General features: G+C 71.7%; 22 protein-coding genes. 11 read left to right on the top strand and 11 right to left on the bottom strand.

Annotation, left to right across the window (positions count from 1 at the left end; all coding sequences use genetic code 11):
• The coding region (locus NBZ83_RS13745) for a protein kinase (RefSeq protein ID WP_368861850.1) at nucleotides 1-758 on the bottom strand (758 nt) is incomplete at its 3' end.
• Nucleotides 759-1,139: 381 nt separating this feature from the next.
• Between NBZ83_RS13745 and NBZ83_RS13750 the strand changes: the two genes are divergently transcribed.
• From NBZ83_RS13750 to NBZ83_RS13770, 5 genes are all read left to right on the top strand, one after another.
• A complete protein-coding gene (locus NBZ83_RS13750; protein ID WP_261575103.1) occupies nucleotides 1,140-1,886 on the top strand; it encodes a Type 1 glutamine amidotransferase-like domain-containing protein in 747 nt (248 codons plus the stop codon).
• Nucleotides 1,887-1,960: 74 nt separating this feature from the next.
• Complete coding sequence (gene lipB / locus NBZ83_RS13755; RefSeq protein WP_261575104.1) at nucleotides 1,961-2,677, top strand: lipoyl(octanoyl) transferase LipB; 717 nt, start codon at nucleotides 1,961-1,963, stop codon at nucleotides 2,675-2,677.
• Nucleotides 2,674-3,660, top strand: a complete 987-nt coding sequence (gene lipA / locus NBZ83_RS13760) for a lipoyl synthase (protein ID WP_261568497.1) — start codon at nucleotides 2,674-2,676, stop codon at nucleotides 3,658-3,660. The genes lipB and lipA overlap by 4 nt, the downstream gene beginning before the upstream one ends.
• A gap of 116 nt (nucleotides 3,661-3,776) precedes the next feature.
• Complete coding sequence (locus NBZ83_RS13765; RefSeq protein ID WP_438803311.1) at nucleotides 3,777-4,121, top strand: hypothetical protein; 345 nt, start codon at nucleotides 3,777-3,779, stop codon at nucleotides 4,119-4,121.
• A gap of 135 nt (nucleotides 4,122-4,256) precedes the next feature.
• Nucleotides 4,257-5,075, top strand: coding sequence for a DUF4191 domain-containing protein (locus NBZ83_RS13770; protein WP_261568495.1), 819 nt, complete (start codon nucleotides 4,257-4,259; stop codon nucleotides 5,073-5,075).
• A 598-nt stretch (nucleotides 5,076-5,673) separates the two neighbouring features.
• Here the strand turns inward: NBZ83_RS13770 and NBZ83_RS13775 are convergent.
• A complete protein-coding gene (locus NBZ83_RS13775) occupies nucleotides 5,674-6,153 on the bottom strand; it encodes an RDD family protein (RefSeq protein ID WP_261568494.1) in 480 nt (159 codons plus the stop codon).
• 182 nt (nucleotides 6,154-6,335) lie between these two features.
• Here NBZ83_RS13775 and glnA (NBZ83_RS13780) point away from each other — a divergent pair, with 182 nt between their 5' ends.
• Both glnA (NBZ83_RS13780) and glnII read left to right on the top strand, forming a co-directional pair.
• The gene (glnA, locus tag NBZ83_RS13780; protein WP_261568493.1) at nucleotides 6,336-7,760 is read left to right on the top strand and encodes a type I glutamate--ammonia ligase; all 1,425 of its coding nucleotides are present in this window, start codon (nucleotides 6,336-6,338) and stop codon (nucleotides 7,758-7,760) included.
• Nucleotides 7,761-8,221: 461 nt separating this feature from the next.
• Nucleotides 8,222-9,295 carry a glutamine synthetase GlnII gene (gene glnII / locus NBZ83_RS13785; protein ID WP_261575105.1) on the top strand — a complete coding sequence of 358 codons (1,074 nt, stop codon included), beginning with the start codon at nucleotides 8,222-8,224 and terminating at the stop codon, nucleotides 9,293-9,295.
• 294 nt (nucleotides 9,296-9,589) lie between these two features.
• Here glnII and NBZ83_RS13790 read toward each other — a convergent pair whose 3' ends face one another.
• The 6 genes from NBZ83_RS13790 to NBZ83_RS13815 all read right to left on the bottom strand — a co-directional run bounded on the left by NBZ83_RS13790 (nucleotide 9,590) and on the right by NBZ83_RS13815 (nucleotide 18,472).
• Nucleotides 9,590-12,697, bottom strand: a complete 3,108-nt coding sequence (locus NBZ83_RS13790) for a bifunctional [glutamine synthetase] adenylyltransferase/[glutamine synthetase]-adenylyl-L-tyrosine phosphorylase (protein WP_261575106.1) — start codon at nucleotides 12,695-12,697, stop codon at nucleotides 9,590-9,592.
• 10 nt (nucleotides 12,698-12,707) lie between these two features.
• A complete protein-coding gene (gene glnA / locus NBZ83_RS13795) occupies nucleotides 12,708-14,066 on the bottom strand; it encodes a type I glutamate--ammonia ligase (RefSeq protein ID WP_261568490.1) in 1,359 nt (452 codons plus the stop codon).
• Nucleotides 14,067-14,288: 222 nt separating this feature from the next.
• Nucleotides 14,289-14,429, bottom strand: a complete 141-nt coding sequence (locus tag NBZ83_RS13800; RefSeq protein WP_261568489.1) for a hypothetical protein — start codon at nucleotides 14,427-14,429, stop codon at nucleotides 14,289-14,291.
• A gap of 7 nt (nucleotides 14,430-14,436) precedes the next feature.
• Nucleotides 14,437-15,054: a hypothetical protein gene (locus tag NBZ83_RS13805; protein ID WP_261575107.1), complete on the bottom strand. Its 618-nt coding sequence runs from the start codon at nucleotides 15,052-15,054 to the stop codon at nucleotides 14,437-14,439.
• A 193-nt stretch (nucleotides 15,055-15,247) separates the two neighbouring features.
• A complete protein-coding gene (thrS, locus tag NBZ83_RS13810) occupies nucleotides 15,248-17,224 on the bottom strand; it encodes a threonine--tRNA ligase (protein ID WP_261568487.1) in 1,977 nt (658 codons plus the stop codon).
• A 144-nt stretch (nucleotides 17,225-17,368) separates the two neighbouring features.
• The gene (locus NBZ83_RS13815; RefSeq protein WP_261575108.1) at nucleotides 17,369-18,472 is read right to left on the bottom strand and encodes a TetR/AcrR family transcriptional regulator; all 1,104 of its coding nucleotides are present in this window, start codon (nucleotides 18,470-18,472) and stop codon (nucleotides 17,369-17,371) included.
• A gap of 330 nt (nucleotides 18,473-18,802) precedes the next feature.
• Here NBZ83_RS13815 and panB point away from each other — a divergent pair, with 330 nt between their 5' ends.
• Nucleotides 18,803-19,723: a 3-methyl-2-oxobutanoate hydroxymethyltransferase gene (gene panB, locus NBZ83_RS13820; protein WP_261575109.1), complete on the top strand. Its 921-nt coding sequence runs from the start codon at nucleotides 18,803-18,805 to the stop codon at nucleotides 19,721-19,723.
• Nucleotides 19,724-19,997: 274 nt separating this feature from the next.
• Here the strand turns inward: panB and npdG are convergent, their stop codons facing one another.
• The gene (npdG, locus tag NBZ83_RS13830) at nucleotides 19,998-20,681 is read right to left on the bottom strand and encodes an NADPH-dependent F420 reductase (protein ID WP_261568484.1); all 684 of its coding nucleotides are present in this window, start codon (nucleotides 20,679-20,681) and stop codon (nucleotides 19,998-20,000) included.
• Nucleotides 20,682-21,136: 455 nt separating this feature from the next.
• Here npdG and NBZ83_RS13835 point away from each other — a divergent pair, with 455 nt between their 5' ends.
• Complete coding sequence (locus NBZ83_RS13835; protein ID WP_261558099.1) at nucleotides 21,137-21,364, top strand: hypothetical protein; 228 nt, start codon at nucleotides 21,137-21,139, stop codon at nucleotides 21,362-21,364.
• A gap of 236 nt (nucleotides 21,365-21,600) precedes the next feature.
• On the opposite strand, the gene NBZ83_RS13840 is transcribed toward NBZ83_RS13835, so the two are convergent.
• Complete coding sequence (locus NBZ83_RS13840) at nucleotides 21,601-22,650, bottom strand: site-specific tyrosine recombinase XerD (RefSeq protein ID WP_498041053.1); 1,050 nt, start codon at nucleotides 22,648-22,650, stop codon at nucleotides 21,601-21,603.
• Between the two features lie 219 nt (nucleotides 22,651-22,869).
• Between NBZ83_RS13840 and NBZ83_RS13845 the strand changes: the two genes are divergently transcribed.
• Both NBZ83_RS13845 and NBZ83_RS13850 read left to right on the top strand, forming a co-directional pair.
• Nucleotides 22,870-23,514, top strand: coding sequence for a hypothetical protein (locus tag NBZ83_RS13845; RefSeq protein ID WP_264763282.1), 645 nt, complete (start codon nucleotides 22,870-22,872; stop codon nucleotides 23,512-23,514).
• Nucleotides 23,511-24,446 carry a PKD domain-containing protein gene (locus NBZ83_RS13850; RefSeq protein ID WP_261568481.1) on the top strand — a complete coding sequence of 312 codons (936 nt, stop codon included), beginning with the start codon at nucleotides 23,511-23,513 and terminating at the stop codon, nucleotides 24,444-24,446. Before NBZ83_RS13845 ends, NBZ83_RS13850 begins: the two co-directional genes overlap by 4 nt.
• Before the next feature lie 75 nt (nucleotides 24,447-24,521).
• Here NBZ83_RS13850 and NBZ83_RS13855 read toward each other — a convergent pair whose 3' ends face one another.
• Complete coding sequence (locus NBZ83_RS13855; protein ID WP_261568480.1) at nucleotides 24,522-25,145, bottom strand: NUDIX domain-containing protein; 624 nt, start codon at nucleotides 25,143-25,145, stop codon at nucleotides 24,522-24,524.
• Nucleotides 25,146-25,235 lie beyond the last annotated feature (90 nt).

The following is a 25,235-nucleotide window of genomic DNA, read 5'->3' on the forward strand; positions in this document are numbered from 1 at the left end:
GTCCGGTCCACCGGGGGGATCCTCGGCAACGTCTCCGTGGGTGAGGGTCCCGCGGGCCGCCTGGCCGCCCTCGGCTCACCGTCGCCGGGCAGCCGAACGGGCAGGGGGGTGGCACTGCGGGCGAGCGCGGCGGCGAGCTCGGCGGCGCTCGGCCGCCGGTACGGGTCGTCGATCATGGCGGTGGCGACGGCCACCGCGACCGCGGCCGCGTCCGGGCCGGTCGCCTCCCGCATCGCCCCCAGCAGCAGATCGGCGAGGTCGTGCACGTCCGCCGAAGCCGCCTCGGGCGGAACGGGGTCGGCTCGGGCGGCATCGGCCAGCGCGGCGACCCCGAGGCCGGTCAGGACCGGTCGCCCGGTCGGCTCCAGGAGGATGTCCTCCCGTTCGAGCCGGCCGTGCACGATGCCGGCCGCATGCGCGGCGGCCAGCGCCTGCGCGATCGGCAGGCCGACGGTGACGACCTCGCCCGGGTCGAGATCCCCGCGCAGCGCCAGCAGGCGGGCGAGGCTGATCGCGCCCACGACCGGCTCGGTGATCAGCGCCAGCCCCTCCGCGATGGGCAGCACCGCCACCACCGCAATGAGGTGCGGATGTGCCAGCTCCGCCAGCGCGCGGGCCGCGGCGACCGCCGCCGAACGCAGCACCGGATCGGGGGCGAGACGCACCCGCCGCACGACGCACTCGACCCCGGACTGGTCGAACTGACCCGCCCAGAGCTCGCCGGAGCCCGCGTCCCGCAGCCGGGAACGCACGCTCACCCCCGGCACCTCGGGTACCCCGCCGACGCGCCGCGCCGGCCTGTCCGCGGAATCGTCGGTGAAGGTCACAGGTAGCGACGCTAGGCTCAAAGGGGGTGGGTCTGCATTAATCTTCGTCCGCTTGTGGATAACTTTTTACGATCACTCCATCGGCGGCGCCACCGCCTGCGTCGGCGGCGACGGGGCGTGGCTGGTCACGGCGGGCCCAGGCCCCCGCCGGGCGGAACTAGGCGGAATCGGGCGGTGAATCTCTCCGGCATAAGTCGGAAACCTGCGGCGGTGGCCGGCCCACCGCGGCGCGGATGCACGGATGGCGGACAATCGCCGGAGACCGGATCCGAACGGCGGCGCCGGCGGCCGACGAACCAGGGAGAGATCGGAGTGCAGATCCTCGCCACCAGCGGCGGTTTCCTTCCCGACGGCCGGTACGGCGCGAAGGTCGGGCCGATCCTGACGCACGCGATCGAGCTGGCCGGGGCGGCCCCGCGGCCGCGGGTCTGTCTGCTGCAGACGGCGCTGGGCGACGACCAGGGCGCCTACGCCCGCGGATATGCCGCGTTCAACCGTGACCGCCCCGACGTGCGGGTCTCCCATCTCGCGCTGTTCCCCATGCCGAACATCCCCGACATCCGTGGCCACCTGCTGGCCCAGGATGTGATCTGGGTCGGTGGGGGCAGCGTGGCGAACCTGCTCGCCGTCTGGGCGGTGCACGGGCTGGGCGAGATCCTGCGCGAGGCGTGGGCGGCCGGCGTCGTCCTCGGCGGCGTCTCGGCCGGCTCCCTGTGCTGGCATGTCGGTGGCACCACCGACTCGTTCGGCCCGGACCTGCGGCCGGTGACGAACGGCCTGGGCCTGCTGCCGTTCAGCAACACGCCGCACTACGACTCGGAGCCGGGGCGCCGCCCGCTGTTCCAGCGTCTCGTCGCCGACGGGACGCTGCCCGCCGGCTGGGCCACCGACGACGGCGTCGGGCTGCACTTTCACGGCACCGAGCTCGTCGAGGCCGTGGCCGACCGGCCGGGCGTGCACGCCTGGCGGGTCGAACCCGGCCCCGGTGGCACCGCGGTGGAGACCGCTGTCGTGCCCCGGCTGCTACCCGGCGCGCCGGGCGCGGACCCCGCCGGCTGACCGCCGGCTGGCGGGCCCGGAGCTCCGGTCGAGCTCACAGTGACGCAGCGCGGCGCGGGCGTAGGCTGAATGACGTGGATGTTCTGAGGCTTTCCGTGGTCCCCTACCGCGAAGCGTGGGACATGCAACGATCCCTCGCCGAGGCCCGAGTGGCCGACGAGGTGAACGACACGCTGATCCTGGTGGAACATCCCAGCGTCTATACCGCGGGGCGGCGTACGGAGCCCTTCGAACGGCCGCTGAACGGCACCGAGGTCGTCGACGTGGACCGCGGCGGCAAGATCACCTGGCACGGCCCAGGCCAGCTCGTCGGCTACCCGATCGTCAAGCTACCTCGCCCGCTCGACGTCGTCGCCTATGTGCGCGCGCTGGAAGACGCCCTCATCGACTCCTGCGTGGAGCTCGGGCTCGCGACCCGCCGGGTCGACGGCCGCACCGGCGTGTGGACCGTGGACGGCCTGCGCAAGGTCGCCGCGATCGGGGTGCGGGTGCGGCAGGCGGTGACGACCCACGGCTTCGCGCTGACCTGCTCGTCGGACCTGGGCGCCTTCGGGCAGATCGTGCCCTGCGGCATCACCGATGCCGGGGTGACGAGCCTGTCCGCCGAGCTCGGCCGGGCGGTGACCGTCACCGAGGCCCGGCCGGTCGTCGAGCGGCACACTCTGGCGGTGCTCGCCCGGTACCTCGGCGGGCGCAACCTCGGTGATCGCCTCACCGCGCGGGTCGAGCCGCCCGGCGCGTCCCCGGCAGCGCAGCAGCCCGGGACCGAGCAGATGGAGCTGGTGAGTTGAGCGCGGTCGCCCCCGAGGGTCGCCCCCTGCTGCGCCTCGAGGCGCGCAACGCGCAGACGCCGATCGAGCGCAAGCCGCCGTGGATCCGCACCCGGATGCGTACCGGCCCGGAGTACTCCGACGTCAAGGGACTGGTCCGCGCCGCCGGCCTGCACACGGTGTGTGAGGAGGCCGGCTGCCCGAATATCTACGAATGCTGGGAGGACCGCGAGGCGACCTTCCTGATCGGCGGGGACGTCTGCACCCGCCGATGTGATTTCTGCCAGATCGACTCGGGTCGTCCCACCCCGCTGGACCGGGATGAACCACGGCGGGTGGCGGAGTCCGTGCGCACGATGGGACTGCGCTACGCCACCGTCACCGGCGTCGCCCGCGACGATCTGGCCGACGGCGGCTCCTGGCTGTACGCGGAGACGGTCCGCCAGATCCACGCGCTGTCCACGGGCACCGGGGTCGAGGTGCTCATCCCCGACTTCGGCGGGCGCGCCGACCAGCTCGGCGAGGTCTTCGGCGCCGTCCCCGAGGTGCTGGCGCACAACCTGGAGACGGTGCCACGGATCTTCAAGCGCATCCGGCCGGCGTTCCGCTACGAGCGTTCCCTCGACGTGCTGCGCCAGGCCCGCGCGGCCGGGCTGGTCACGAAGTCGAACCTGATCCTGGGCCTCGGCGAGACCACCGAGGAGATCCAGCAGGCCATGCGGGACCTGCACGCCGCCGGCTGTGAACTCCTCACCGTCACCCAGTATCTGCGACCCACGCCCCGGCACCACCCGGTGGAGCGGTGGGTGCGGCCCGAGGAGTTCCTCGACTGGGAGCGCGTCGGCACGGAGCTCGGCTTCTCCGGCGTCATGTCCGGGCCACTCGTGCGATCGTCCTACCGGGCCGGCCGGCTCTACCAACAGGCGATCACGGCTCGTGGCGAGGCCCACACCGCAATGTCCGACGCCCCCGAAAGTGTGCTGGAAACCTCTCACACGCAGTGACGGGCACGCTGGTGGGCATCCCCCGGACGGGCTAGGCTACTCATCGTAGCGTCACCCCCTTGTCACAAGGGGGTCTCTCCTCTGGACCAGCATCCCCGCTGGCTCATGATCGAGGTGTGCGCCCACGACCGTGCCGGGAGGTCGTTCCCATCGTGCTCCGTTCACTGCTCAGCGTCCTCGAAGAAGCGACTCTGCTCGTGCTGCCGCATGGAGGCCAGAAGACCGCGCGACGCAACGCCTGGCGCGCGGCCGCCGACCTGCACGTCACAACGGGATACCGATGGGTTGATCCGATGTCGGCGTCCCCGATCCCGCCCGGACCAGGCGCGTGCGCGAGTGTCCCGGGCGCCGGGCGCACCGCGCGAACCCCCCGGCCGGGTGGCCTGAGTGGCGGCGCGACCACCGCCCGGCTCGGCGCCGCCGTTCGCGGGCTCCCGCGGGTCGTCGCCGCCCAGAGCTGATCTCAGGCCGGCGACTCGCCGTGGCGGCCGCCAGAGCCGTCGGCCCCGCAGCCCGGACACAGGATCACGACAGCTGATCGCGGTGGGCGCTGACAGCCGCGCTGTGCAGTGCCCGCAGGCCGTAGGCTCGCGGTCATGGCACTGAGGAAGCAGCCGAGGGACACCGCGGGGTCGTCGGCCCCCGCGGCAGCGGGCAAGAACGCGGCGGCGGTAGCGGGCGGGAAGAACGGCGCGGGCCGGGGCGGCGCCGCGGGCGGCGGCCGCGGTGCAAGTGCGGGCGGCGCCGCGGAGGGCACCGGTTTCAAGGCCCGCCTCGCGCAGCTGCGGGTGGTCTTCAAAATCACCCGACAGCGCGATCCGCAGGCGCTCTGGTTCACCCTGGCGGGCTTCTTCGTCCCGCTCGCGCTCGGCATCGTGCTCGGCCTCTTCGTCGGGCCGCTGTACCTGTGGATCCCGATCTCGATCCTGGCCGGCGTCGTGGTCGCCCTGAACGTGTTCAGCCGGCGGGTCCAGCGCACCGCCTACGCGGAGATGGAAGGCAAGCCCGGAGCCGCCGCCGGGGTGGTCGAGCGGATGCGCGGCGACTGGCGGATCACGCCCGCGGTCGGCGTGAACCGTCACCAGGACGTAGTCCACCGCGTCGTCTCCCGCGCCGGCGTGGTGATCATTGCGGAGGGCCGCGGCCGCGGGCCGCGGGAGCTGCTCGTCGCGGAGAAGCGCCGCATCCGCAAGGCCGTCGGCGACACGCCGGTGACCGACATCATCGTCGGCACCGGCGAGGGAGAGACGCCGTTGCCGAAGCTCCAGGGAACGCTGATGCGGCTGCGCCGGACTCTGCGGCGGGGCGAGGTGGACGCCCTCGACCGCCGGCTGCGCGCCATGGGCGGCGCGGCCCTGCCGATCCCGAAGGGCCCGATCCCCCGCAACGTGCCCCGAGGCGGCCGCCTGCGCTGACCCTCGCCGCCATCCGGGCCACCCCCTTCACCAACCATCTGTAGCCGACCAGCCGGATCAGCCCTCTTCCGGGCCGCTCCGGCTGGCACGCCGCAGCGCCGGCGCATGGCACGTTGGGGGCCGCCCGGCTCGGCCGGCGACGCCCAGAAGGATCCCGGCCGCCCGGAATTCGGTGCGCTCCACCGGCCGCCGGACCGTATGGGGGCCATCGGGCCGGGGCCCATGCCACTCTTCGGCGCATTGTGCGCCCAACTAGTTACGCAAAGCTGCTATCGGTCGACTGGTTCCGGTCCTGACCGCATGGCGACCAGCAGATGCTGGAGGTTAATCCCGGTTCGCCGGCCCACGACCGTCATCACGCTCCAGCAATTCCCTGCGCAACCACTGGGGCGACGGGTTGGTGGCGCGCGGACGGGCGGATGGCGAGTGCGGTTCCATCGCACACCATGATCGCCGAGCTTGGGGCCGGGATATCTCAGCTAGGCCCGATCTCCGCGGGCCATCGCCAGCCCGGGCATCGGGCTCACCTGCCTGGGGGCGCGCATCGAAGGGCGACCTGTCCGCGGGTTTCACCCTCATGGCAGGACATGATCCGATCCTAGGAAGCGGAATCCGCGCGGGCGGGGTCGCGCACAACGACGGTTCCGGCCGCACGGTCATGCAGGCCGCGCTGGTCGCGGTCCCAGATGAACACGGGCACCAGCAGCGCCAACAGCAGGGTGCGCACCCCGATCCAGGGCCAGGACTGACGGCCACGGTCACGCAGCCGGATCACCCGCATGCCCAGCAGCCGCATGCCGATCGTCTGACCGCCGGTGCTGATGAGGATGAACTCCTCCAGCAGGAACACCAGGTAGATCGCCAGGCCACGCACGTCGCCGGCGTAGCCGAGCCCGGCCAGGTACAGCACGCCGACGATCAGGTTCGCCACGACTGCGTCGATGAGGTAGGCACCCAGCCGCGGGCCGAAGCCCACGACTGAGCCTCGGCCCTCCGCCGGCAGCCCCAGCCGGACTCCCGGCGGGGAGTCCCGGGGCAGACCAGGCCCTTCGAGCCAGCCTCCAAGTGCTCGTCCCACGACGCAAGCTTATCCGCCACACCAAGCTGCACCCAACAGGTCACCAAGGGTGATAAAGTGTGTGCCTGTAACAAAAACGAAACAACTTCGTGATGTCACGGATCCGCCGGGGCATGACCGAAGGCACATCGACATGCCGTAACCTACAGGCTTGATAAGCGTGACGGGACGCTGGAGGGCGAATGTTCACAAAAGCCGAGGACGTGCTCCGTTATATCCGCGACGAGGACGTTCAGTTCATCGACGTACGATTCTGTGATCTTCCCGGCATCATGCAGCACTTCACCATTCCAACGCAGGTTTTCTCCGAATCGGTCTTCACCGACGGGCTGATGTTCGACGGCTCCTCGATTCGAGGTTTCCAGGCCATTCACGAGTCCGACATGCTGCTCCTGCCGGACCCGCAGACCGCCTTCGTGGATCCGTTCCGCGAGCACAAGACCCTCGCGATGACGTTCTTCATCCACGACCCGATCACGAAAGAACAGTACTCCCGGGACCCGCGGAACATCGCCAAGAAGGCGGAGACGTACCTGCGGGGTACCGGAATCGCCGACACCGCCTATTTCGGACCCGAGGCGGAGTTCTACATCTTCGACGACGTCCGCTATGACTACAACCCCTACGGGTCGATGCACCAGGTCGACTCGGTCGAGGCCGCCTGGAACACCGCCCGGAAGGAAGAGGGCGGCAATCTCGGCTACAAGCCTCGGTTCAAGGGCGGCTACTTCCCGGTTCCGCCGACCGACCACTTCACCGACCTCCGCTCGGAGATGACCCGGGTCCTCTACGAGACCGGTATCACCGTCGAGATGCAGCACCATGAGGTCGGCACCGCCGGGCAGGCGGAGATCGACATCCGCTACGACACGCTGTTGAAGACCGCGGACAACCTGATGCTCTACAAGTACGTCATCCGCAACGTCGCCCGCAGCCGGGGCAAGACCGTCACCTTCATGCCGAAACCGCTGTTCGAGGACAACGGCTCGGGCATGCACGTGCACTCCAGCCTGTGGAAGGAGGGCGAGCCCCTGTTCTACAGCCCCAATGGCTACGGCGGCCTGTCCGACACGGCGCGCTACTACATCGGCGGCCTGCTGCACCACGCGCCGGCGCTGCTGGCGTTCACGAACCCGACCACGAACTCCTACCGCCGGCTGGTGCCCGGCTACGAGGCCCCGGTCAACCTCGTCTACTCGGCGCGCAATCGTTCCGCCTGCTGCCGCATCCCGCTCGGCGGCGACTCGCCCAAGGCGAAGCGGGTCGAGTTCCGGGTTCCGGACCCGAGCTGCAACCCGTATCTGGCCTTCGCCGCGATGCTCATGGCGGGCCTGGACGGCATCCGCAACAAGATTGACCCGCCGGACCCGATCGACAAGGATCTCTACGAGCTCCCGCCGGACGAGCTGGCAGCGGTTCCGCAGGTTCCCGGTTCGCTGGAGAAGGTGCTCGACGCGCTCGAGGCCGACAACGACTTCCTCCGCGAGGGCGACGTCTTCACCACCGACCTGATCGAGACCTGGCTGTCGTACAAGCGACTCAACGAGGTAGATGCCATCCGGCTCCGGCCGCACCCGTACGAGTTCACCCTCTACTACGACATCTGACCGGCGGCGGCCCGCCCGGCGCGGCCCGGTCGGCGCACCCCGGTCGAAAAACCGACCGGGGTGTCCAAGCTCCGCGCACACCGGTCGAGAACCGACGGAAGTTCCCAGTGGTTGCTTCCCGAGGCCCCGTTCCAACAGCACCGGAACGGGGCCTCCCGCATTCCCACCAGCACCATCCGCGTGGATTCCTCCGTGCCCCCTGGGTGAGACCTGAGAAATTGGCGTCCACCAGAGTCGTACGGCCGGTCGAGCGGCCTCGGGGAGCCAATGCCCTGGTCCGGCCATGCATACCATCTGTGACGTACCAGAGACGAAGAATTAACAAGCACGGAACGGGGCGGTAACGGGGCCCGACGAAGCTCCGACCGAACCCTCCCGTCCACCGCGGCCTGGGTCGGCCTCCCCCAGGCCGATCACGAAGTCGCTCCGTTGCGTGCATGACCAACCACGGGGAGTATTGAGTGAGCAAGGCCGAATTCATTCAGGCCGAATACATCTGGATCGACGGCACCGAGCCGGAGCCCTTGATGCGCAGCAAGACCCGCATCATCAAGAAGGGTAAGGAGCCGGAGATCTGGGGCTTCGACGGCTCGAGCACCAACCAGGCGCCGGGATCGAACTCGGACTGCGTGCTGCGTCCCGTCTTCGTCACGCCCGACCCGATCCGGGGCGGCGACAACATCCTGGTGCTGTGCGAGGTCGAACTGACCGACTTCACGCCTCACCCGACCAACACCAGGGCGGCCACCCGCGCCGTCGCCGAGAAGTACGCCGACATGTCACCGATGTTCGGCATCGAGCAGGAGTACACCTTCTTCAAGGACGGCCGCCCGTACGGCTGGCCGGAGGTCGGGTACCCCGCGCCGCAGGGTCCGTACTACTGCGGCGTCGGCGGCTCGAAGATGCCCGGTCGCGAGATCGTCGAGAAGCACACCCAGGCGTGCCTCGACGCCGGCCTCGCCATCGAGGGCACCAACGCCGAGGTCATGATGGGCCAGTGGGAGTTCCAGATCGGGGTCCTGCCGGCGCCCGCCATCGGCGACCAGATCTGGCTGGGCCGCTGGCTGCTCCACCGGATCGCCGAGGACTACGGCGTCGAGGTGTCCTTCGCCGCGAAGCCGATCCCCGGTGACTGGAACGGTGCCGGCGCGCACACCAACTTCTCCACCAAGCAGACGATGGAGGGCTGGGACGCCATCGTCGCGTGCTGCGAGGCGCTCGGCACGCGCGTCATGGAGCACGTCACCCACTACGGGGTCGGCATCCAGGACCGGCTGACCGGCAAGCACGAGACCGCCCCCTGGAACAAGTACTCCTGGGGCGCGTCCGACCGCGGCGCCTCGGTCCGCATCCCCTGGGCCGTCGAGAAGGCCAAGAAGGGCTGGCTGGAGGACCGTCGTCCGAACGCGAACATGGACCCGTACCTGGTCACCGCGCTCATCGTCGACACCTGCTGCAGCGCCCTGGCCGGCGACAAGCCGACCCTGTTCGTGCCATCACAGTCCGCGCCGGCGACCGCCGAGGCGAGCGTCTGAGCAGACAGACACGTCCGCCCGGACCGATCGGCTGACAAGGCCGACGCGGCTGACAAGGCCGACGCGGCTGGGCAGGCATTGCGTCATGGCCGGAGCGCTCGCGCGGGGGAGCGTTGGCGCCCCGATCCCCCGGTTCCCGCAACGGTGCGCACCGCGGTGTGAGGTGGCAGGTGACAAGGCCGGCCGTCCCGAGACTTGCCCTCGGACGGCTGGCCTGTCGGCGTCTGTGGGCAGGCCATCACCCTTCGGACAGGTCCGGCCGTCGAGCGCCGCGGCGGCCGGCCGTCGCGGCGCTCAGCCGAACTCGGCGGTCCGTTCCCGCGCGAAGACGTCCGCGACCACCGCCTCGGCCCGCCTCGCCAGCCGCCGATACTCAGCGACCAGATCGTCGGCGCCGTCGGGCGGCCAACCCGCGGCCCGCGCCGTCGCCTCAAGGGCCTCCGGGCGGTCGGGGAGCACGTCCGGCCGCGGCCAGCCGGCGAGCGTGCTCGCGTTGCGTAGCCGCGACGCCGACAGCCAGGCCGCCTGCAGGTCACCCGCTGCGGCCTCGCCGAGCAGCCCGGCGAGCACGGCAGACCGCAGGCCGTCGAGCGTCGAGGTGGTGCGCAGCGACGGGACCTGCCGGCCATGGCGAAGCTGGAGCAGCTGCACGGCCCACTCCACGTCCATGAGCCCACCGGGACCGAACTTCAGATGCCTGGTCGGATCGACCCCACGGGGAATCCGCTCGCGCCGCATCCGGCCACGCAACCGGATGATCTCGTCGATCGCCGCCGCCGGCAGCGTCGTCGGGTAGCGCACCGTGTCGGCGAGCCGGCAGAACCGGCGGGCGAGGTCGGGATCGCCCGCCAGCGGCCGCGCCCGCAGCAGCGCCTGCGATTCCCAGTCCTGCGACCAGCGACGGTAGTAGGCGTCGTAGGCGTCGAGGGTGCGCGACGCCGCGCCGCTGCGGCCCTCCGGGCGAAGCGTCGTGTCCAGCCGCAGCGCCGGATCCGGGCCGGGCACGGAAAGGAGCCGGTGCAGTTCTCCGACCACGTCGGCGGCGGCCCGATGCGCCTCCTGCGCCGAATGGCCCGGCCGGGCCTCGTGCACGAACAGGACGTCGGCGTCGCTGCCGTAGGACATTTCGGCGCCGCCTAGTCGGCCCATCGCGATGACGGAGATCCTCGCCGGCAGTGACTCGGGATCACCCCCGGCGATCCTGCGCGCGGCGACCAGCAGGGTCGCGGCGACGGTCGCAGCGGCGGCGTCCGTCAGGGCCCGCCCGACCGCGGCGACGTCGAGCAGGCCGAGCAGATCCGCGCAGGCGACCCGGACCAGCTCCTCCCGGCGCACCGCCCGCGCCCGGCCGACGGCGTCCTCCCAGTTGGGGTTGCGATTCGCGATCGCGACCATCGTTCGGCTGAGCGTCTCCCGCGGAACCGGAACCAGGTCGGCCTCGGTGCGCAGCAGCCGGACCGATTCGGGTGCCCTCGTCATCAGGTCCGCGACGTACCGGCTGGACGTGAGGACCCGGGCGAGCCGGTCGGCGGCGCCGGCGGAGTCACGCAGCAGCCGCAGGTACCAGGGTGCGCGGCCGAGTGCCTCGCTGACCCGACGGTAGGCCAGCAGACCCGCGTCGGGATCGGGCGCGTCGGCCAGCGTCGGCAGCAGCGTCGGCAGCAGATGCCGCTGGATCGCGGCCGTCCGGCTCACCCCGCTGATCAGCGCTTCGATGTGGCGCAACGAGCGGTCCGGCGCGGCGAAGCCCAGCGCGGCGAGCCACTGCTGCGCCTCGACGTGGGACAGCCGGATCTCCTCGGTCGACAGCCGGGCGACCGCCTCCAGCAGCGGGGCGTAGAACAGTTTCTGGTGCAGCGACCGAACGGTGCGCACGATCCGGGCGTGGGCGTCGGTGAAGTCCTCGCCGGTACGCATCCCCAGCGACCGGGCGAGCCAGCGCAGCTCGTCCGGGTCCCGCGGCAGGGTGTGCACCCGGCGCAGGCGTTGCAGCTGAAGCCGGTGTTCAGCGTTGCGCAGGAAGCGGTACGCCTCGGCGAGATCGGCGGCATCACGCCGACCCACGTACCCGCCGCGGGCGAGGCCGTCGAGGGCGGCCAGCGTCGAACGCTCCCACAGCTTCGCGTCCACCCGGCCGTGGACGAGCTGCAGGAGCTGGACGGCGAACTCGACGTCGCGCAGCCCGCCCGGGCCGAGCTTGAGGTTGCGCTGCGCCTGCGCGCGCGACAGCGTCGACTCGACCCGGCGCCGCATCGCCCGCACGTCGGCGACGAAGTGCGGGCGGGAGGCGGCGGTCCAGACCAGCGGCGCGACCATGGCGCAGAACTCGGCGCCGAGCGCGGTGTCCCCGGCGATCGGACGGGCCTTGAGCAAGGCTTGGAACTCCCAGGTCCGGGCCCAGCGGCGGTAGTAGGCGCGGTGGCTGTCGAGGGTGCGCACCAGGACGCCGTCGCGGCCCTCCGGGCACAGGCCGACGTCGACCTGGAACAACGCGCCCGCGGAGGTCACCAGCCCCGCCGCCCGCACCACGCCCTCGGCCAGCCGCGTCGCCGCCCGCAGCGCCGCCTGCGCATCGGCCGCGTCCGATCGAGCCGCCTGCGGCTCGGCGACGAACAGGACGTCCACGTCGCTGACATAGTTCAGCTCCCGGCCCCCGCACTTGCCCATGCCGATGACGGCGAGCCGCACCGGGGGCAGCTGCGGGTCGAGGCCGGCGCGACCGATCGCCAGCGCCGCGTCGAGTGCCGAACCGGCCAGGTCGGCGAGCTCCGCGGTGGCGTCGTCCAGCGCCACCGCGCCGGTGAGGTCCCGGGCGGCGACGACAAGCAGCGCCCGGCGGTAGGCGACGCGCAGAGCATCGAGGGTCGCCGGCCGGTCGTCGACGGCGCGGGGCGTGCGGTCGGCGGGATCCGCGCCGACCGCGCGCAGCAGCGCCGCCCGCACCCGGCCGGCATCCGGCGGGGCGCCGACCAGTTCGTCGGGCAGCAACACCCGCCAGTCCGCGGGATGGCGGACCAGATGGTCGCCAAGTGCGCGGCTCGCACCGAGCACGGCGCACAGCCGTACCCGCAGCCCGGCGTGCCTGGTCAGATCCGCAACGAGTCCCCGTCCGTCGGCCGGGCCGAGCGCGTCGACGAGCTGGTCCAGCGCAGCGAGTGCCAGATCGGGGTCGGCCGCCGCAGCCAGCGCTCCGACCACGACGTTCACCGCGAGCCGGGACTCCTGATCAGCCGACGTCGCGGGCCCGGCGAGCAGGCCGAGCCGTTGCATGGTCGCCGCCACCCGGTCGACGTCGCTGAAGCCAAGCCGGGCGAGCTGGGCGGCTACCGAGCTGCCGCGCGGATGGTCGGCGGCTGGCGGCGCGCCGGACCCGGTCGAGCCTCCCGGCCATTCGACCCGCATGGCGCCACCCTCACAACACGGGCAGGTAGCGGTCAATCTCGAACGGTGTCACCTGCCGGCGGTAGTCCTGCCACTCGGCCCGCTTGTTGCGCAGGAAGAACTCGAACAGCTCGTCGCCGAGGGTCTCCCGCACCAGCGAGGACCGCTCCATCACCGTGATCGCCTCGGCCAGCGAGCCCGGCAGGGCGGTGATCCCCCGCTCCTGGCGCTCGACGTCGGTGAGCGTCCACACATCGTCGGCCGCCGGCGCGGGCAGATCGTAGCCGCCCTGAACGCCCCGCAGCCCGGCAGCCAGCACCAGCGCGAAGGTCAGGTACGGATTGCACGCGCTGTCCGGCAGCCGGAACTCCACCCGGGTGGCCTGCGACTTGTGCAGCTTGTACAGGGGCACCCGGACCAGGGCCGACCGGTTGTTGTGGCCCCAGCACACGTAGGCGGGCGCCTCCAGTACCTCGCCGAGGCGCTGGTCGCCGATGAGCCTCTTGTAGGAGTTCACCCACTGGTTCGTCACCGCGGTGATCTCCGCGGCATGCGTGAGCAGACCGGCGATGAACGCCTTGGCAACCTTCGACAGCTGGTATTCGTCGGTCGGGTCGTGAAAGGCGTTGCGGTCACCCTCGAAAAGACTCAGGTGGGTGTGCATGCCCGAACCGGCCTGATCACCGAACGGCTTCGGCATGAAGGTGGCGTAGATTCCCTGCCGCAACGCCACCTCCTTCACCACCTGACGGAAGGTCATGATGTTGTCCGCGATGGTGAGGGCGTCGGCGTAACGCAGGTCGATCTCCTGCTGCCCGGGCGCGACCTCGTGATGACTGAACTCCACCGAGATGCCCAGCCGTTCCAGCATGCTGATGGCCTGCTGGCGGAAGTCGTGGCTGATGTCGTTCGGCGTGAGGTCGAAGTACCCCGACTCGTCGACCGGCGCCGGCATCGGCCCACCACGCTTCGGCGGCTCCTTGAGCAGGAAGAACTCAATTTCGGGATGCGTGTAGAAGGTGAAACCCGCGTCCGCCGCACGAGCCAGGGTGCGGCGCAGCACCCACCGCGAGTCCGTGGCGGCCGGCGCCCCATCCGGCATGATCAGATCGCAGAACATCCGCGCGGTGAGCGGATGCTCACCGCGCCACGGAAGCACCTGGAAGGTGGACGGGTCCGGCCGGGCCAGCATGTCGGCCTCGTGCACCCGCGCGAAACCCTCGATCGCGGAGCCGTCGAAACCGATGCCCTCGGCGAGCGCGCCCTCGAGTTCGGCGGGCGCGATCTCCACTGATTTAAGGTAGCCGAGCACGTCGGTGAACCAGAGCCGAACGAAGCGGATGTCCCGCTCCTCGAGAGTCCGCAGAACGAACTCCTGCTGCTTGTCCATGGTGCCTCCGCGCTGAGGTGGGGACTCGACCATACGGGCCGCCCGGTCAGCCTGACCCGACCATAGCGGGGACACCGCTGCGCCGCCGTGATGTTGCGTGCCGGCAACCGGCCCGCCAACAGTCCGTCACATCCAACCCCCAGCACCTACCGCAGGGTCTACCCCGCAACCCACGACCGCACCGCGGATCATGCCGTCGGCGGAGCGAGGCAGAGACAGAACTCAGGCCTGACCTTTGCGCCCCATTCCCAGCGCCTTCCGGTAGAGCTCCGGGACGCGGTAACGCTCGACCTCGTCCCGGGAGCCGGAGTCGATGCGCAGCAGGCCGACCTCCTGCCCCAGGCTCACCACGTCCAAGTCCACCTGCAGCTCACCGGCCGGGAACGGCGTCCGCCCGATCTCCCGTAGCGCGTCGAACAGCGGGACGAGCTCGGCGAACTCCCGCGGCCGGCGAGAGCGCAGCCGGGCCGATATCAGGCATTCTCTGCCCTACCGGGTCGGCAACTTCCCGAACGCGCAACGCCTGTTTGACGATTACCTTGAGATAGTCGGTCTGGTTCGCCCAGGACAGCCGTGCGTCGCGGCCGTAGAAGTGGGACTTGTTCGGGAGCTGGACGGCACGCCAGATGTCGTCTCGGAGCAGGATCTTCAGCCGGAGGTTCACCAGCTCGTCCCCCCGCTCGGACACCAGCGACAGCAGGCCACCGACGCCGTCGCGGCGCCTTTCCAGATCCCCCGGGGTGCGCCCGAAGCCTGCATCCAGACCGTCGAACAGCAGGCGGGTGTCACGCGGCATCGTCGCGCCCAGCTCCCGAAGCCACTGCCAGGCGACGAGGCCGACGTCGCGGGCCGCGAGCATCGTGCGCACGTCCTCGACCAGGTCGAGCGCGGTGTACTCCGAGACGACGTAACCCGTGAAAGAGAGCGCCGCGAGCTGGCGTGCCTGCGCATGGAGCGCGGCGGCGTCGGCGCCTCGCTCACGGGCCACGCTCGCCCAGTGATCTGCCAGCTTGCGCCTGGTCGGATTCAGCGTCCCCCGCCCTCCCCGCGGTCCTCCCGCATCTCCAGGCAAGTGGAGCCACCCGGTTCCGGGGCGAAGTCACGGACGCGACGTCACCCCGGAAGGCGGACTGGTGGTGATGCCCCGGGCACCTGACATCACATCTGGGCGTGGGCCGCAGTCAGACCTGGATGCGGCGGGTGACGGCGTCGAGAATTTCGGCGACGGCGTCGTCGACGGGCACGCCGTTGCGCTGGGAGCCGTCGCGGAACCGGAACGACACCGCGCCCTTGGCGACGTCCTCGTCCCCGGCGAGCAGCATGAAGGGCACCTTCTGCTTCTGCGCCGTGCGAATCTTCTTCTGCATCCGGTCGTCGGAGGAGTCGACCTCCACCCGCAGGCCGTGGGCGGCCAGCTTCGCGGCGACACCGTCGAGATAGGGCACATGCTCGTCGGTGATCGGGATGCCGACCACCTGGACCGGCGCGAGCCACGGCGGCAGCGCCCCGGCGTAGTGCTCGAGCAGGATGGCGAGGAACCGCTCGATGGTTCCGAACAACGCACGGTGGATCATGAAGGGGCGCTGGCGGGTGCCGTCCGCGGCCTGGTACTCCAGGTCGAAGCGCTGCGGTAGCTGGAAGTCGACCTGGATGGTGGACAACTGCCAGGTCCGGCCGATGGCGTCCCGGGCCTGCACGGAGATCTTCGGGCCGTAGAACGCGCCGCCGCCCGGGTCCATGACGAGCTCCAGGTCCTGCTTCTGTGCGGCCTCCCGCAGCAGCTCGGTGGCCTCCTCCCATTCGGCGTCGGTGCCGACGGCCTTGCCCTCCGGCCGGGTCGACAGCTCCAGGTAGAAGTCACTGAGCCCGTAGTCCCGCAGCAGCCCCAGGACGAAGTTCAGCACGCTGTCGAGCTCGGCGGGCAGCTGCTCCCGGGCGCAGAACAGGTGGGCGTCGTCCTGGGTGAGGCCGCGCACCCGGGTCAGGCCGTGCACGACGCCGGACTTCTCGTACCGGTAGACCGTGCCGAACTCGAACAGCCGCAGCGGCAGCTCCCGATATGACCGGCCCCGCGACCGGTAGATCAGGATGTGCATCGGGCAGTTCATCGGCTTGAGGTAGTAGTCGGTGCCGCCGTCGAGCTCCATGGGCGGGTACATGCCGTCGGCGAACCAGTCCAGGTGACCGGAGATCTCGTACAGGTCCGACTTGGTGATGTGCGGGGTGTTGACGAACGAGTAGCCGCCCTCGAGATGCCGGCGCCGCGCGTAGTCCTCCATGGCGGTGCGGATCGCACCACCCTTGGGATGGAACACGGCCAGGCCCGGACCGATCTCGGTCGGGAAGGAGAACAGGTCCAGCTCGGCACCGAGGCGGCGGTGGTCGCGCCTCTCGGCCTCGGCGAGCCTCGTCTGGTAGGCCTTGAGGGCGTCGCGGGACTCCCAGGCGGTCCCGTAGATGCGCTGGAGCTGCGGATTCTTCTCGCTGCCCCGCCAGTAGGCCGCTGCCGAGCGCAGGATCGCGAACGCCGGGATCGACCTGGTGCTCGGCACGTGCGGCCCCCGGCAGAGGTCCTTCCAGCACAGCTCGCCGGTCTTCGCGTCGAGGTTGTCGTAGATCGTCAGCTCGCCGGCGCCGACCTCGACGCTGGCCTCGGCGTCCTCGCCCGCGTGCGACTTCAGCCCGATCAGCTCGATCTTGTACGGCTCGGCGGCGAGCTCGGCGCGGGCCTGCTCCTCGGTGACCACCCGCCGGGAGAACCGCTGGCCGGCCTTGATGATGGCCTGCGCCTTCTTCTCGATGGCCTTGAGATCGTCCAGGGTGAACGGGGTCTCGACGTCGAAGTCGTAGTAGAAGCCGTTGTCGATGGGCGGGCCGATGCCGAGACGGGCCTTCGGGAAAAGCTCCTGGACGGCCTGGGCGACGACGTGCGCCGCCGAGTGCCGCACGATGGCCCGCCCGGCCGGCGAGTCGATCGCGACGGGCTCGACGACGGCGCCGTCGTCGAGGACATGCGCGAGGTCACGCTGCTGGCCGTCGACCAGGGCGGCGATGACGCCGCGGTCGTCGGCGAACAGATCGGCGGCCGTCGTACCAGTCGGCACCACCCGCGGATCGCTGCGCTGGGCGTGCTGGACGGTAACGCGGACGTCGGACACCAGAATTCTCCTGTTGAGGTAGAACGCGTGCGCGGGGATCACCGCGCCGACGACGTGTCGCCGGCCCTGCGGGTGAACCCACAGCGGGCCTTCCTGGCCCGATCGCGATGCTACTCGCGCACGCGCTTAACCCTCAACGAGATATCACTCAGGGTGATGATCCGTCGCGCCGCGCCCATTCGTGACGACCGGCCCGGCCAGCCGGTGCGTCCCACCGGGGCCATACCGGGCCACCACACCGTGCACGGCCCGAGTCGGATACGCCCCGTTGCGGCCGCGCGTCCCGCCAACGCCGACAGGGCCGCCGACGCTGTAGGGACTGCCGACGGTATATGGACCGGCGACGCTGTAGGGACCGGCGGCGCTGTAGGGGCCGCCGACTGCGTAGACGCCGGAATCCGATTCGCCGGCTGCGCCCGGGCGGGCGGCGGGGCCTGCCAGCGGGAGCGCATCCGCGGGGCCGGCGGAGGCCGGGCCGCTGGGAAGGGCCGGGCCGCTGGGAAGGGCCGGGCCGGGCGGGCCGCCGTCCGGCCCGTCGGCACCAGGGGCGGCCTCCGGGCCGGCACCGGTTTCCGGCAGCCCGCCGTCGCGGTTGTGGTCGCGGCACCGGATGCCACCGAGCACGGTATCGACGATCTTCCCGATGCGGGTGCCGCTCACCTCACGGTTGCCACTCATGTACTGGCGATAGACAACCGGGCCGACGAGCATGTCGACGACCAGGTCCACGTCGACATCGGCGGCGAGCTCTCCCGAGTCGATGCCCCGACGCAGCAGGTCCGCCGCACGCTGCCGGAACGGCTCGACCACCTTCTGCGAATAGGTGGCGAACAGCTCCGGATGGGCCGACCGCTCCGCGGCGAGCTTGGGCAGGATGCGCCCGGACAGCGACTGGATGTTGTGCCGGCGCAGGGCGTTGAGCCAGGCCACGAGGTCATCGCGCAGCGAGCCGGTCTCGACGGCGTCCACACTGTCGGCCAGCGTGTCCAGGGCGTCGACGATCAGTGCGTCCTTCGTCGGCCACCGTCGATAGACGGTGGCCTTGCCGACACCGGCGCCGGTCGCCACCGCCTCCATGGACAGACCGGTGAACCCGACGGTGGCCAGCTCGTGCAGGGCGGCGTCGAGGATCGCCTCATCGCAGCGGGGATCCCGCGGGCGACCGGGGGCGCGTGGGGTCTTCACCCCGGAGGGCACGCGGTCGGCCGGACGCCGGGGACGCGGGGGGCGCGCATCCGCGGTTGTCATGCGGCGCGCCCTCCGTCCGCTCTGCCATCCATCCCGTCACCACCGTGCCGATGCATCCGCATGGATAGGCCACCCGCCACCTGGTCGCGCCGTGTGTTCCTGCCGCATTTCAAGATCAGCATACGTGTCCGGAGGCCCAGGCGCATCCGTTTGCCATGGCAGCGGCGTGGCGGACGGTTCCATTCCACCCGGATGCGCGCTCCGCACCGTTCCCGCCCGCACCGCTCCCGTCCACTCGGCTCCCGTCCACTCGGCCCAGCGGCCCGAGCGTGGCAGCATGGACAGCACGCCGGGACGCCCAGCGCCCGGACGGACGCATCAGGAGTGCTCATGGATTCGTCAGGCACTGTCCGTAACCAGACACCCGACGACCACCCGCGACCCACGGACTCTGCGGACACGGCGGACACGGCGGCGACGCTCTACGGCGCGCCGGCCGAGACGGGGCCGCCACGCCGGTCGCGGTTCACGGTCCGCGACGTGGCGGCGGCGAAGAGCCGCGGCGAGAAATGGTCGATGCTCACCGCCTACGACTTCACCACCGCCACCGTCTTCGACGCGGCGGAGATCCCCGTCCTGCTGGTCGGCGACTCGGCCGCCAACGTCGTCTACGGCTATGACACGACAGTGCCGGTCACCGTCGACGAGCTGATCCCGCTCGTGCGCGCGGTGGTGCGCGGTGCGCCGCACGCGATGGTCGTCGCCGACCTGCCGTTCGGGTCGTACCAGGCCGGCCCGGAACAGGCGCTCGCGACCGCCACCAGGTTCCTCAAGGAGGGCGGCGCCCAGGCGGTGAAGCTCGAGGGCGGCGCCCGGGTCGCCCCGGCGGTCGCCGCACTGGTCGGCGCGGGTATCCCGGTGATCGGCCATCTGGGCCTGACCCCGCAAAGCATCCACGCCCTGGGTGGCTACCGGGTACAGGGCCGGGACGAGGCCGGCGAGGTCCTGCTCGCCGACGCCCTGGCGATCGAGGCCGCCGGCGCGTTCGCGGTCGTGCTGGAGGTGGTGCCCGCGGATCTCGCCGCTCGCGTCACGAAGGAGCTGCACATCGCCACGGTCGGGATCGGCGCCGGCGCCGACTGCGACGCGCAGGTGCTGGTCTGGCAGGACATGGCCGGGCTCAGCGGCGGGCACGTCCCCCGCTTCGTGAAGCGATACGCCGACCTGCGCACCGTGCTCGGCGACGCGGCACGCACCTACCGCGACGAGGTGCGCGGCGGGCAGTACCCGACGGTCGAGCACAGCTACTGACCGCCGGGCCGACGTCAGCCCGACGGTGATCGGTGATCGGTGGTCGGGCCGCGGACGACCGCGGTCCGACCACCCACCCCGCGTCTCGCCGGGCGGATGGCTGCACCAGTCGGTCGCCTCACCAGCAGGCCCGGGGCGGTGAGCGCGATCGACTCGGTCAGGCTGGGCACAAGCGAGACCACCCGGCCCACCGGTGTGGGGATCCACACCGGGTGGCCGAGGTCGTCGAGGTGCGGCGTGCCCGAGAGGGGCCCGTCTGCATTGCCCGCGACGGTCAGACGTCGGTGATACGCAGGCCTGCGTGCGCCTTGTAGCGGCGGTTGACCGAGATCAGGTTCGCGGTCAGCGCCTCGACCTGGCCGGCATTGCGCAGCTTGCCGGCGTAGATGCCGCGCATCCCGGGGATGCGCTCGGCGAGCGCGGCGACCAGGTCGGTGGCGGCCCGGTCGTCCCCGAGCACGAGAATGTCGGTGTCGATCTTCGCGACCGCCTCGTCGGCCAGCAGCACGGCGGAGACGTGGTGGAAGGCGCCCACGACAGTGCTGTCCGGCAGAACGGCGGCGGCCTGCTGGGCTGCGCTGCCTTCGGGCACCGACAGCGCGAAGGCGCCACCGGAGTCGAAGCCCATCGGGTTGACGCAGTCGATCACGATCTTCCCGGCGAGCGGCTCCCGCAGCGCCTCGAGCGTCTCTCGGTGACCGTCCCAGGGGACCGCGACGATCACGACGTCGGCACGCTGCGCGACGGTGGCGTTGTCGGCGCCCTCGATGCGACGCCCGGGGCCGGCGAGCTTGGCCGCCGCCTCCTGGCCGCGCTCGGTCGACCGGGAGCCGATGAGAACAAGATGGCCGGCTGCGGCAAAACGCAGGCCAAGGCCGCCGCCCTGGGGGCCGGAGCCGCCGAGGATGCCAATCGTCAGTGTGGGGACGTCCGGGAGGACTTGGTCAGTCGAAGTCACCCTGTCATCCTGCCCGACCGGGCCGTTCGCCGCGCGGGTCCGGATGATGGCCCGAAATCAGTCTCCGGAGCACTGCCCGAACGGTGGGAACCGAGACGTTTACCCTCCGGCGCGACGTCCAGCCGCGGGCCCACCCCCTCGCGGACAGCCGGGGGCAATGAGGGACTATGCATGAACAACGGGACAGCTACGTGTTTGCTTCACCCGCCCCCACCCGGCCGGAACTTCGGCCGGACCTGACGGGGCTCACACACGTCGCTACCGGCAGAGGAGCAGCGCACGTGACAGAGAGTTACAACTCATGGGCCGCCACGATAGGTGAGCGAGCGCCCACGCCAAGCGAGGCCCGCGGCGCCCCCGGCAACCCCGGGCGTGCATTGGTCCCAGATGGGCCGTACCGTTCGGTTTCACACGCATCGAGCAGATCTTCCGAATCAGGCGAGAGAGGTCGAGCAATGGCGGACGTATCGGTTCGCTTCGCGATGACGAACGACAGCGAAGTGGTGCTGAACCTGTCGCTGCCGCAGGCACTGCGCCTGATGGAAGCGATCGCACGCAAGGTGGGCGAGACTCTCGCCGAGCGGAGCACGCAGGCGGTCGGCGGAGTCGGCGGAGTCGGCGGGGTGCCGACGTCCGCGCCGTCGAACGGCATGCCGAGCCTGGGGCCCTACACCCCGTCCTGAAGTCGGCTCCGGAACGCACAGCCACCGCGGCGGCAGCGCCGCCCGCGGTGCCGTACCACCCGAACGGGGGCACGACCGGCGCAGCTGTGGCGGCGCCGGTTACGCGGGGACGCGAACACAAGTACGTGGAGATGCCTCGACCCGCGCGAGGACGCGCCGGTTGCGTCGGCGCGCGGCCGGCAGCGGGCGGGAGTGTTTCAGCGCCGGAGATCGGTCCCACGAGGCCGACCGGTCCCTCACCCGCCGGCCGAGTGCCCAGAAATCAATTCGCTGCCGGCGGCAGCGGGTCGACCCGTGCCCAGCGCTCGGGGATGTGACGTCGCGTACACCTCCCGCAGCCGATCCACCGTCACCAGCGTGTAGATCTGCGTGGTGCTGACCGACGCATGGCCCAGCAGTTCCTGGACGACCCGGACGTCGGCCCCCCCGTCAAGCAGGTGGGTGGCGAAGGAATGCCGCAGCACATGCGGTGAAACCCCGTCGACCCCGGCTTGGGCCGCCGCGGTCCGCAACACCGTCCACGCGCTCTGCCGGGACAGCCGGTTGCCGCGCCGGGAGAGGAAGACCGCCGCCCCCGAGCGGGGCCCCGCGAGACTCGGCCGGCCCAGGCGCAGGTAGTCCGCGAGCGCGGCGACAGCGCACCGGCCCAGCGGCACGATCCGGTCCCGGCCGCCCTTGCCATGCAGGCGCACCGCCGCGGTCTCCAGGTCGAGATCGTCGACATCCAGCCCGACCGCCTCGGAGATCCGCGCGCCGGTCCCGTAGAGCAGTTCCAGCAACGCCGAGGCACGCAACCGGCGGACCGCCTCGGCGGGTTCCACCGGCGTCGGATCCGCGGCCCGGTCGGCCGCCCCTGCCGCCCCCGCCTGCGGGGTGCCCGCGGCCGCGGCGAGCACCGCGGTCACCTGGTCGACGGCGAGCGCCTTGGGCAGCTTGCGGGGCGGCGTCGGCGGTCGCACCGGGCGGGACACGTCCTCGCTCACGTCCCCCTCGTCGGCGGCGAAACGGTGCAGCGAGCGCACCGCGACGAGCATCCGCGCCACCGATGCCGCGGCGAGCGGCGGATGCGTGTCGTCCCCGGAACGCAATGCGGCGGCGAAGCCGGCAACCTCCGCCTCACCGACCGCGTCCAACGTGCACAGGCCATGCGCCGACAGGTGGTTCAGGTAGCGACGTAGATCGCGACGGTAGGCGAGGACGGAGTTGTGGGCGAGTCCCCGTTCTCCCTCCAGATGATGGAGATAACGCGCGATGACGTTCCCCGGCGCCCCCCGCTGCGCGGGCACGCCATGATCGAGGGTCGGCGCCGGCCCGCTGCCGCCGGGCGGCGATCCCCGCCGCACCGCCTCGACCGACCCGCCCGCCTCGGCGGGGGGGTGCAGGTGGAATGCCCGGTCGCCGTCGGTGACTCCCATCATCGACCTGATAGTAGGACCTGCGCAGCGTTCTCCGTTGAGGCCTATCCACATGCCGGGTTCCCGCGGCTATTCTGGCGACTTGTGCGGATGGACGCCTGGACGTCACGCTGCGCCACACGGCTGGGGGTCCTCATCGCCGTCGTCACGACACTCGCCCTCCTGGCGGGAGTGGGCCTGCTCGCGGGCTGCGGCGGCGACCGCCACGAGCCCGCCGGCGCCGCGGCACCCGCCCGCCCTGGCGCGTCGGCCGGCGACCCGTCCGCCGCCAACCCCGCCAGCTCGGCCGGCACCTCCGCCGGGGCCGGCACCTCGGCCCCGGGCGAGGGATCCGACGACGCGCCTGCCGCGGCCGCCCGCACGGTCGAGGCGTACTTCCGCGAGATCAACGACGCCACCCGGGCCGGGCGGCTCGCCGTGATCACGCCGACGGCCCTGGCCGGCTGCCAGCCGTGCGCGCTGGACGTCGGGGTGACCCGGTCGCTCCAGCAGCGCGGCCTGCACGCCGATGCCGGCGCCTACCGGACAACCGACCTGTCCGCTCAGCCCCGGTCCGGGCTCGTCACCGCGGTGACCTTCACCCTGCACACCAGCGCCGTCGGGCTGCTCGACCTCGCCGGGCGGCACGCCGCCGACGCCCCCGGCGTGCCCACGCGGGCTGCGACGGCCGAGCTCACCCTCACCCAGCACGGCTGGCGGATCCAGACCCTGCGCTACGCCCCGAGGTCGGCATGACGGTCCCGCGGGCGCCATCGAATCCCCCCGGCCGGCGGGCGCTCCCCCGGGTGGCGGTGCTCGCCGTCGCACTTCTGCTGCTCGCGGGTCTCGGTGGACTGCTGCCCGGCCCGGGGCTGCCAGCGCTGCCGGGGCTGCCCACCGCCGGCCGCGCCGCCGCGGCTCCCGGCGACCAGACCCGGACACCCTGCGTCGGCGTGCTGTGGGGAAGCTGCGACACGCGGGCCACCGCCAACGGCTACCAGTACCGCTACCACAACGGGATGCTCGAACGGATCTCCGCCGACGCCGACGGGGGCGTCCCGAGGCGGGCCTCCTGCGGGCAGGACTGCCCGGACGACCCCGCCGCGGTCTGCGACCTGTACGAGCTCGTGGGCGCCGACCCGGCGATGACGCCGGCCGAGCGCGCCCAGTTCGACCAGACGATGGCCGGGTGCAACAACTACCTGCTGCCCGACGACGCGGTGCCGATCGCGGCCGTGCAGGCGGCGCTCGCCGACTACCTGCGGGACAAGCTCCTGCCGAAACCGTCGATCGTCATCGCGCCGTCCGGGCGCAGTTTCGCGAACCTGGCGACGATCCTCTACTCGCCCGTGCCGGAGTCGTACACGTTCAACGTCGACCAGCCCGTCGTCGCCACGATCAGCGCGGTCCCCCACTACCGCTGGGAGTTCGGCGACGGCGCGAGCGGCCCCGACGCGCCCGGGCGGCCCTACGACCCGGCGATCTCCCCACGAGACCATCCCGAGGCGTACGTGTCGCACGACTACGCCCGGCCTGGGCAGTACCAGGTGGCCCTCACCGTCACCTGGGACGGAACGTTCACCCTGCCCGGCGTCGCGGACGCGTTCCCGCTGGCCCCGGTGACCCTCGCCGCCGCCCAGGGCCTCGTCGTCGACGAGGCCGCCGGCGTGCTGGTCCACAACGACTGACCAGGCGGGGGCGAGCCCCGTCCTGGCCAGTCGTCAGCCGTCAGCCGATGCCCGTGACCGGGCGGAGGCGGGGTGTCAGCCGCGGTGCGCCGGGCGGGCCGGCCAGGGGGCGTCGAGGGGACGCAGACCGGCGAAGTCCGCCGCCCGGGCCCGCTGCGCCGCCAGCAGTCCGACGACCGCCATCGCGTTGGTGATCTCGCCACGCAGGACCCGCGCGACGGCCTCGTCGAGGTCGATGCGCGCCAGACCCATCTCGGCCTCCTCGTGCACCGGCACGTATCGCTGCGCCGCCGGGATCTCGCCCAGACCCCGGGCCAGGAAGATCCGGTAGGCCTCGTCGGTCATCCCCGGCGAGGACCAGACGTCGACGAGCAGGTCGAACCGGTCGGCGCGCAGCCCGGTCTCCTCGGCGAGCTCCCGGGCCGCAGCGACGGACGCCGGCTCCCCGGCCACGTCGAGGATGCCGGCGGGCAGCTCCCACAGCGGGCCGCCGACGGGGTGGCGGTACTGGTGCACCATCACAACCCGCCCGTCGTCGTCGAGTGCGACCACACCCACCGCGCCGGGGTGGACGACGACGTCGCGCTGGGAGACATCGCCCTCGGGCATCCGCACCTGGTCGCGGCGGACGGAGATGATCCGTCCCTGGTAGGCGAGGGTGCTCTCGGTGACCTCGTAGCGGTGCGCCTGCGCGGTCACGGCGCCACCAGGGCGGCCGTGCCGTTCGAGGCGGCCCCTGGACGGGCACCACCGGCGCCACGCCGACCGCCACCACCCCGACCGGACGTG

Origin of the sequence: Frankia gtarii (assembly GCF_025403375.1) — a bacterium.
In the GTDB taxonomy this organism is placed as follows: domain Bacteria; phylum Actinomycetota; class Actinomycetes; order Frankiales; family Frankiaceae; genus Frankia; species Frankia gtarii.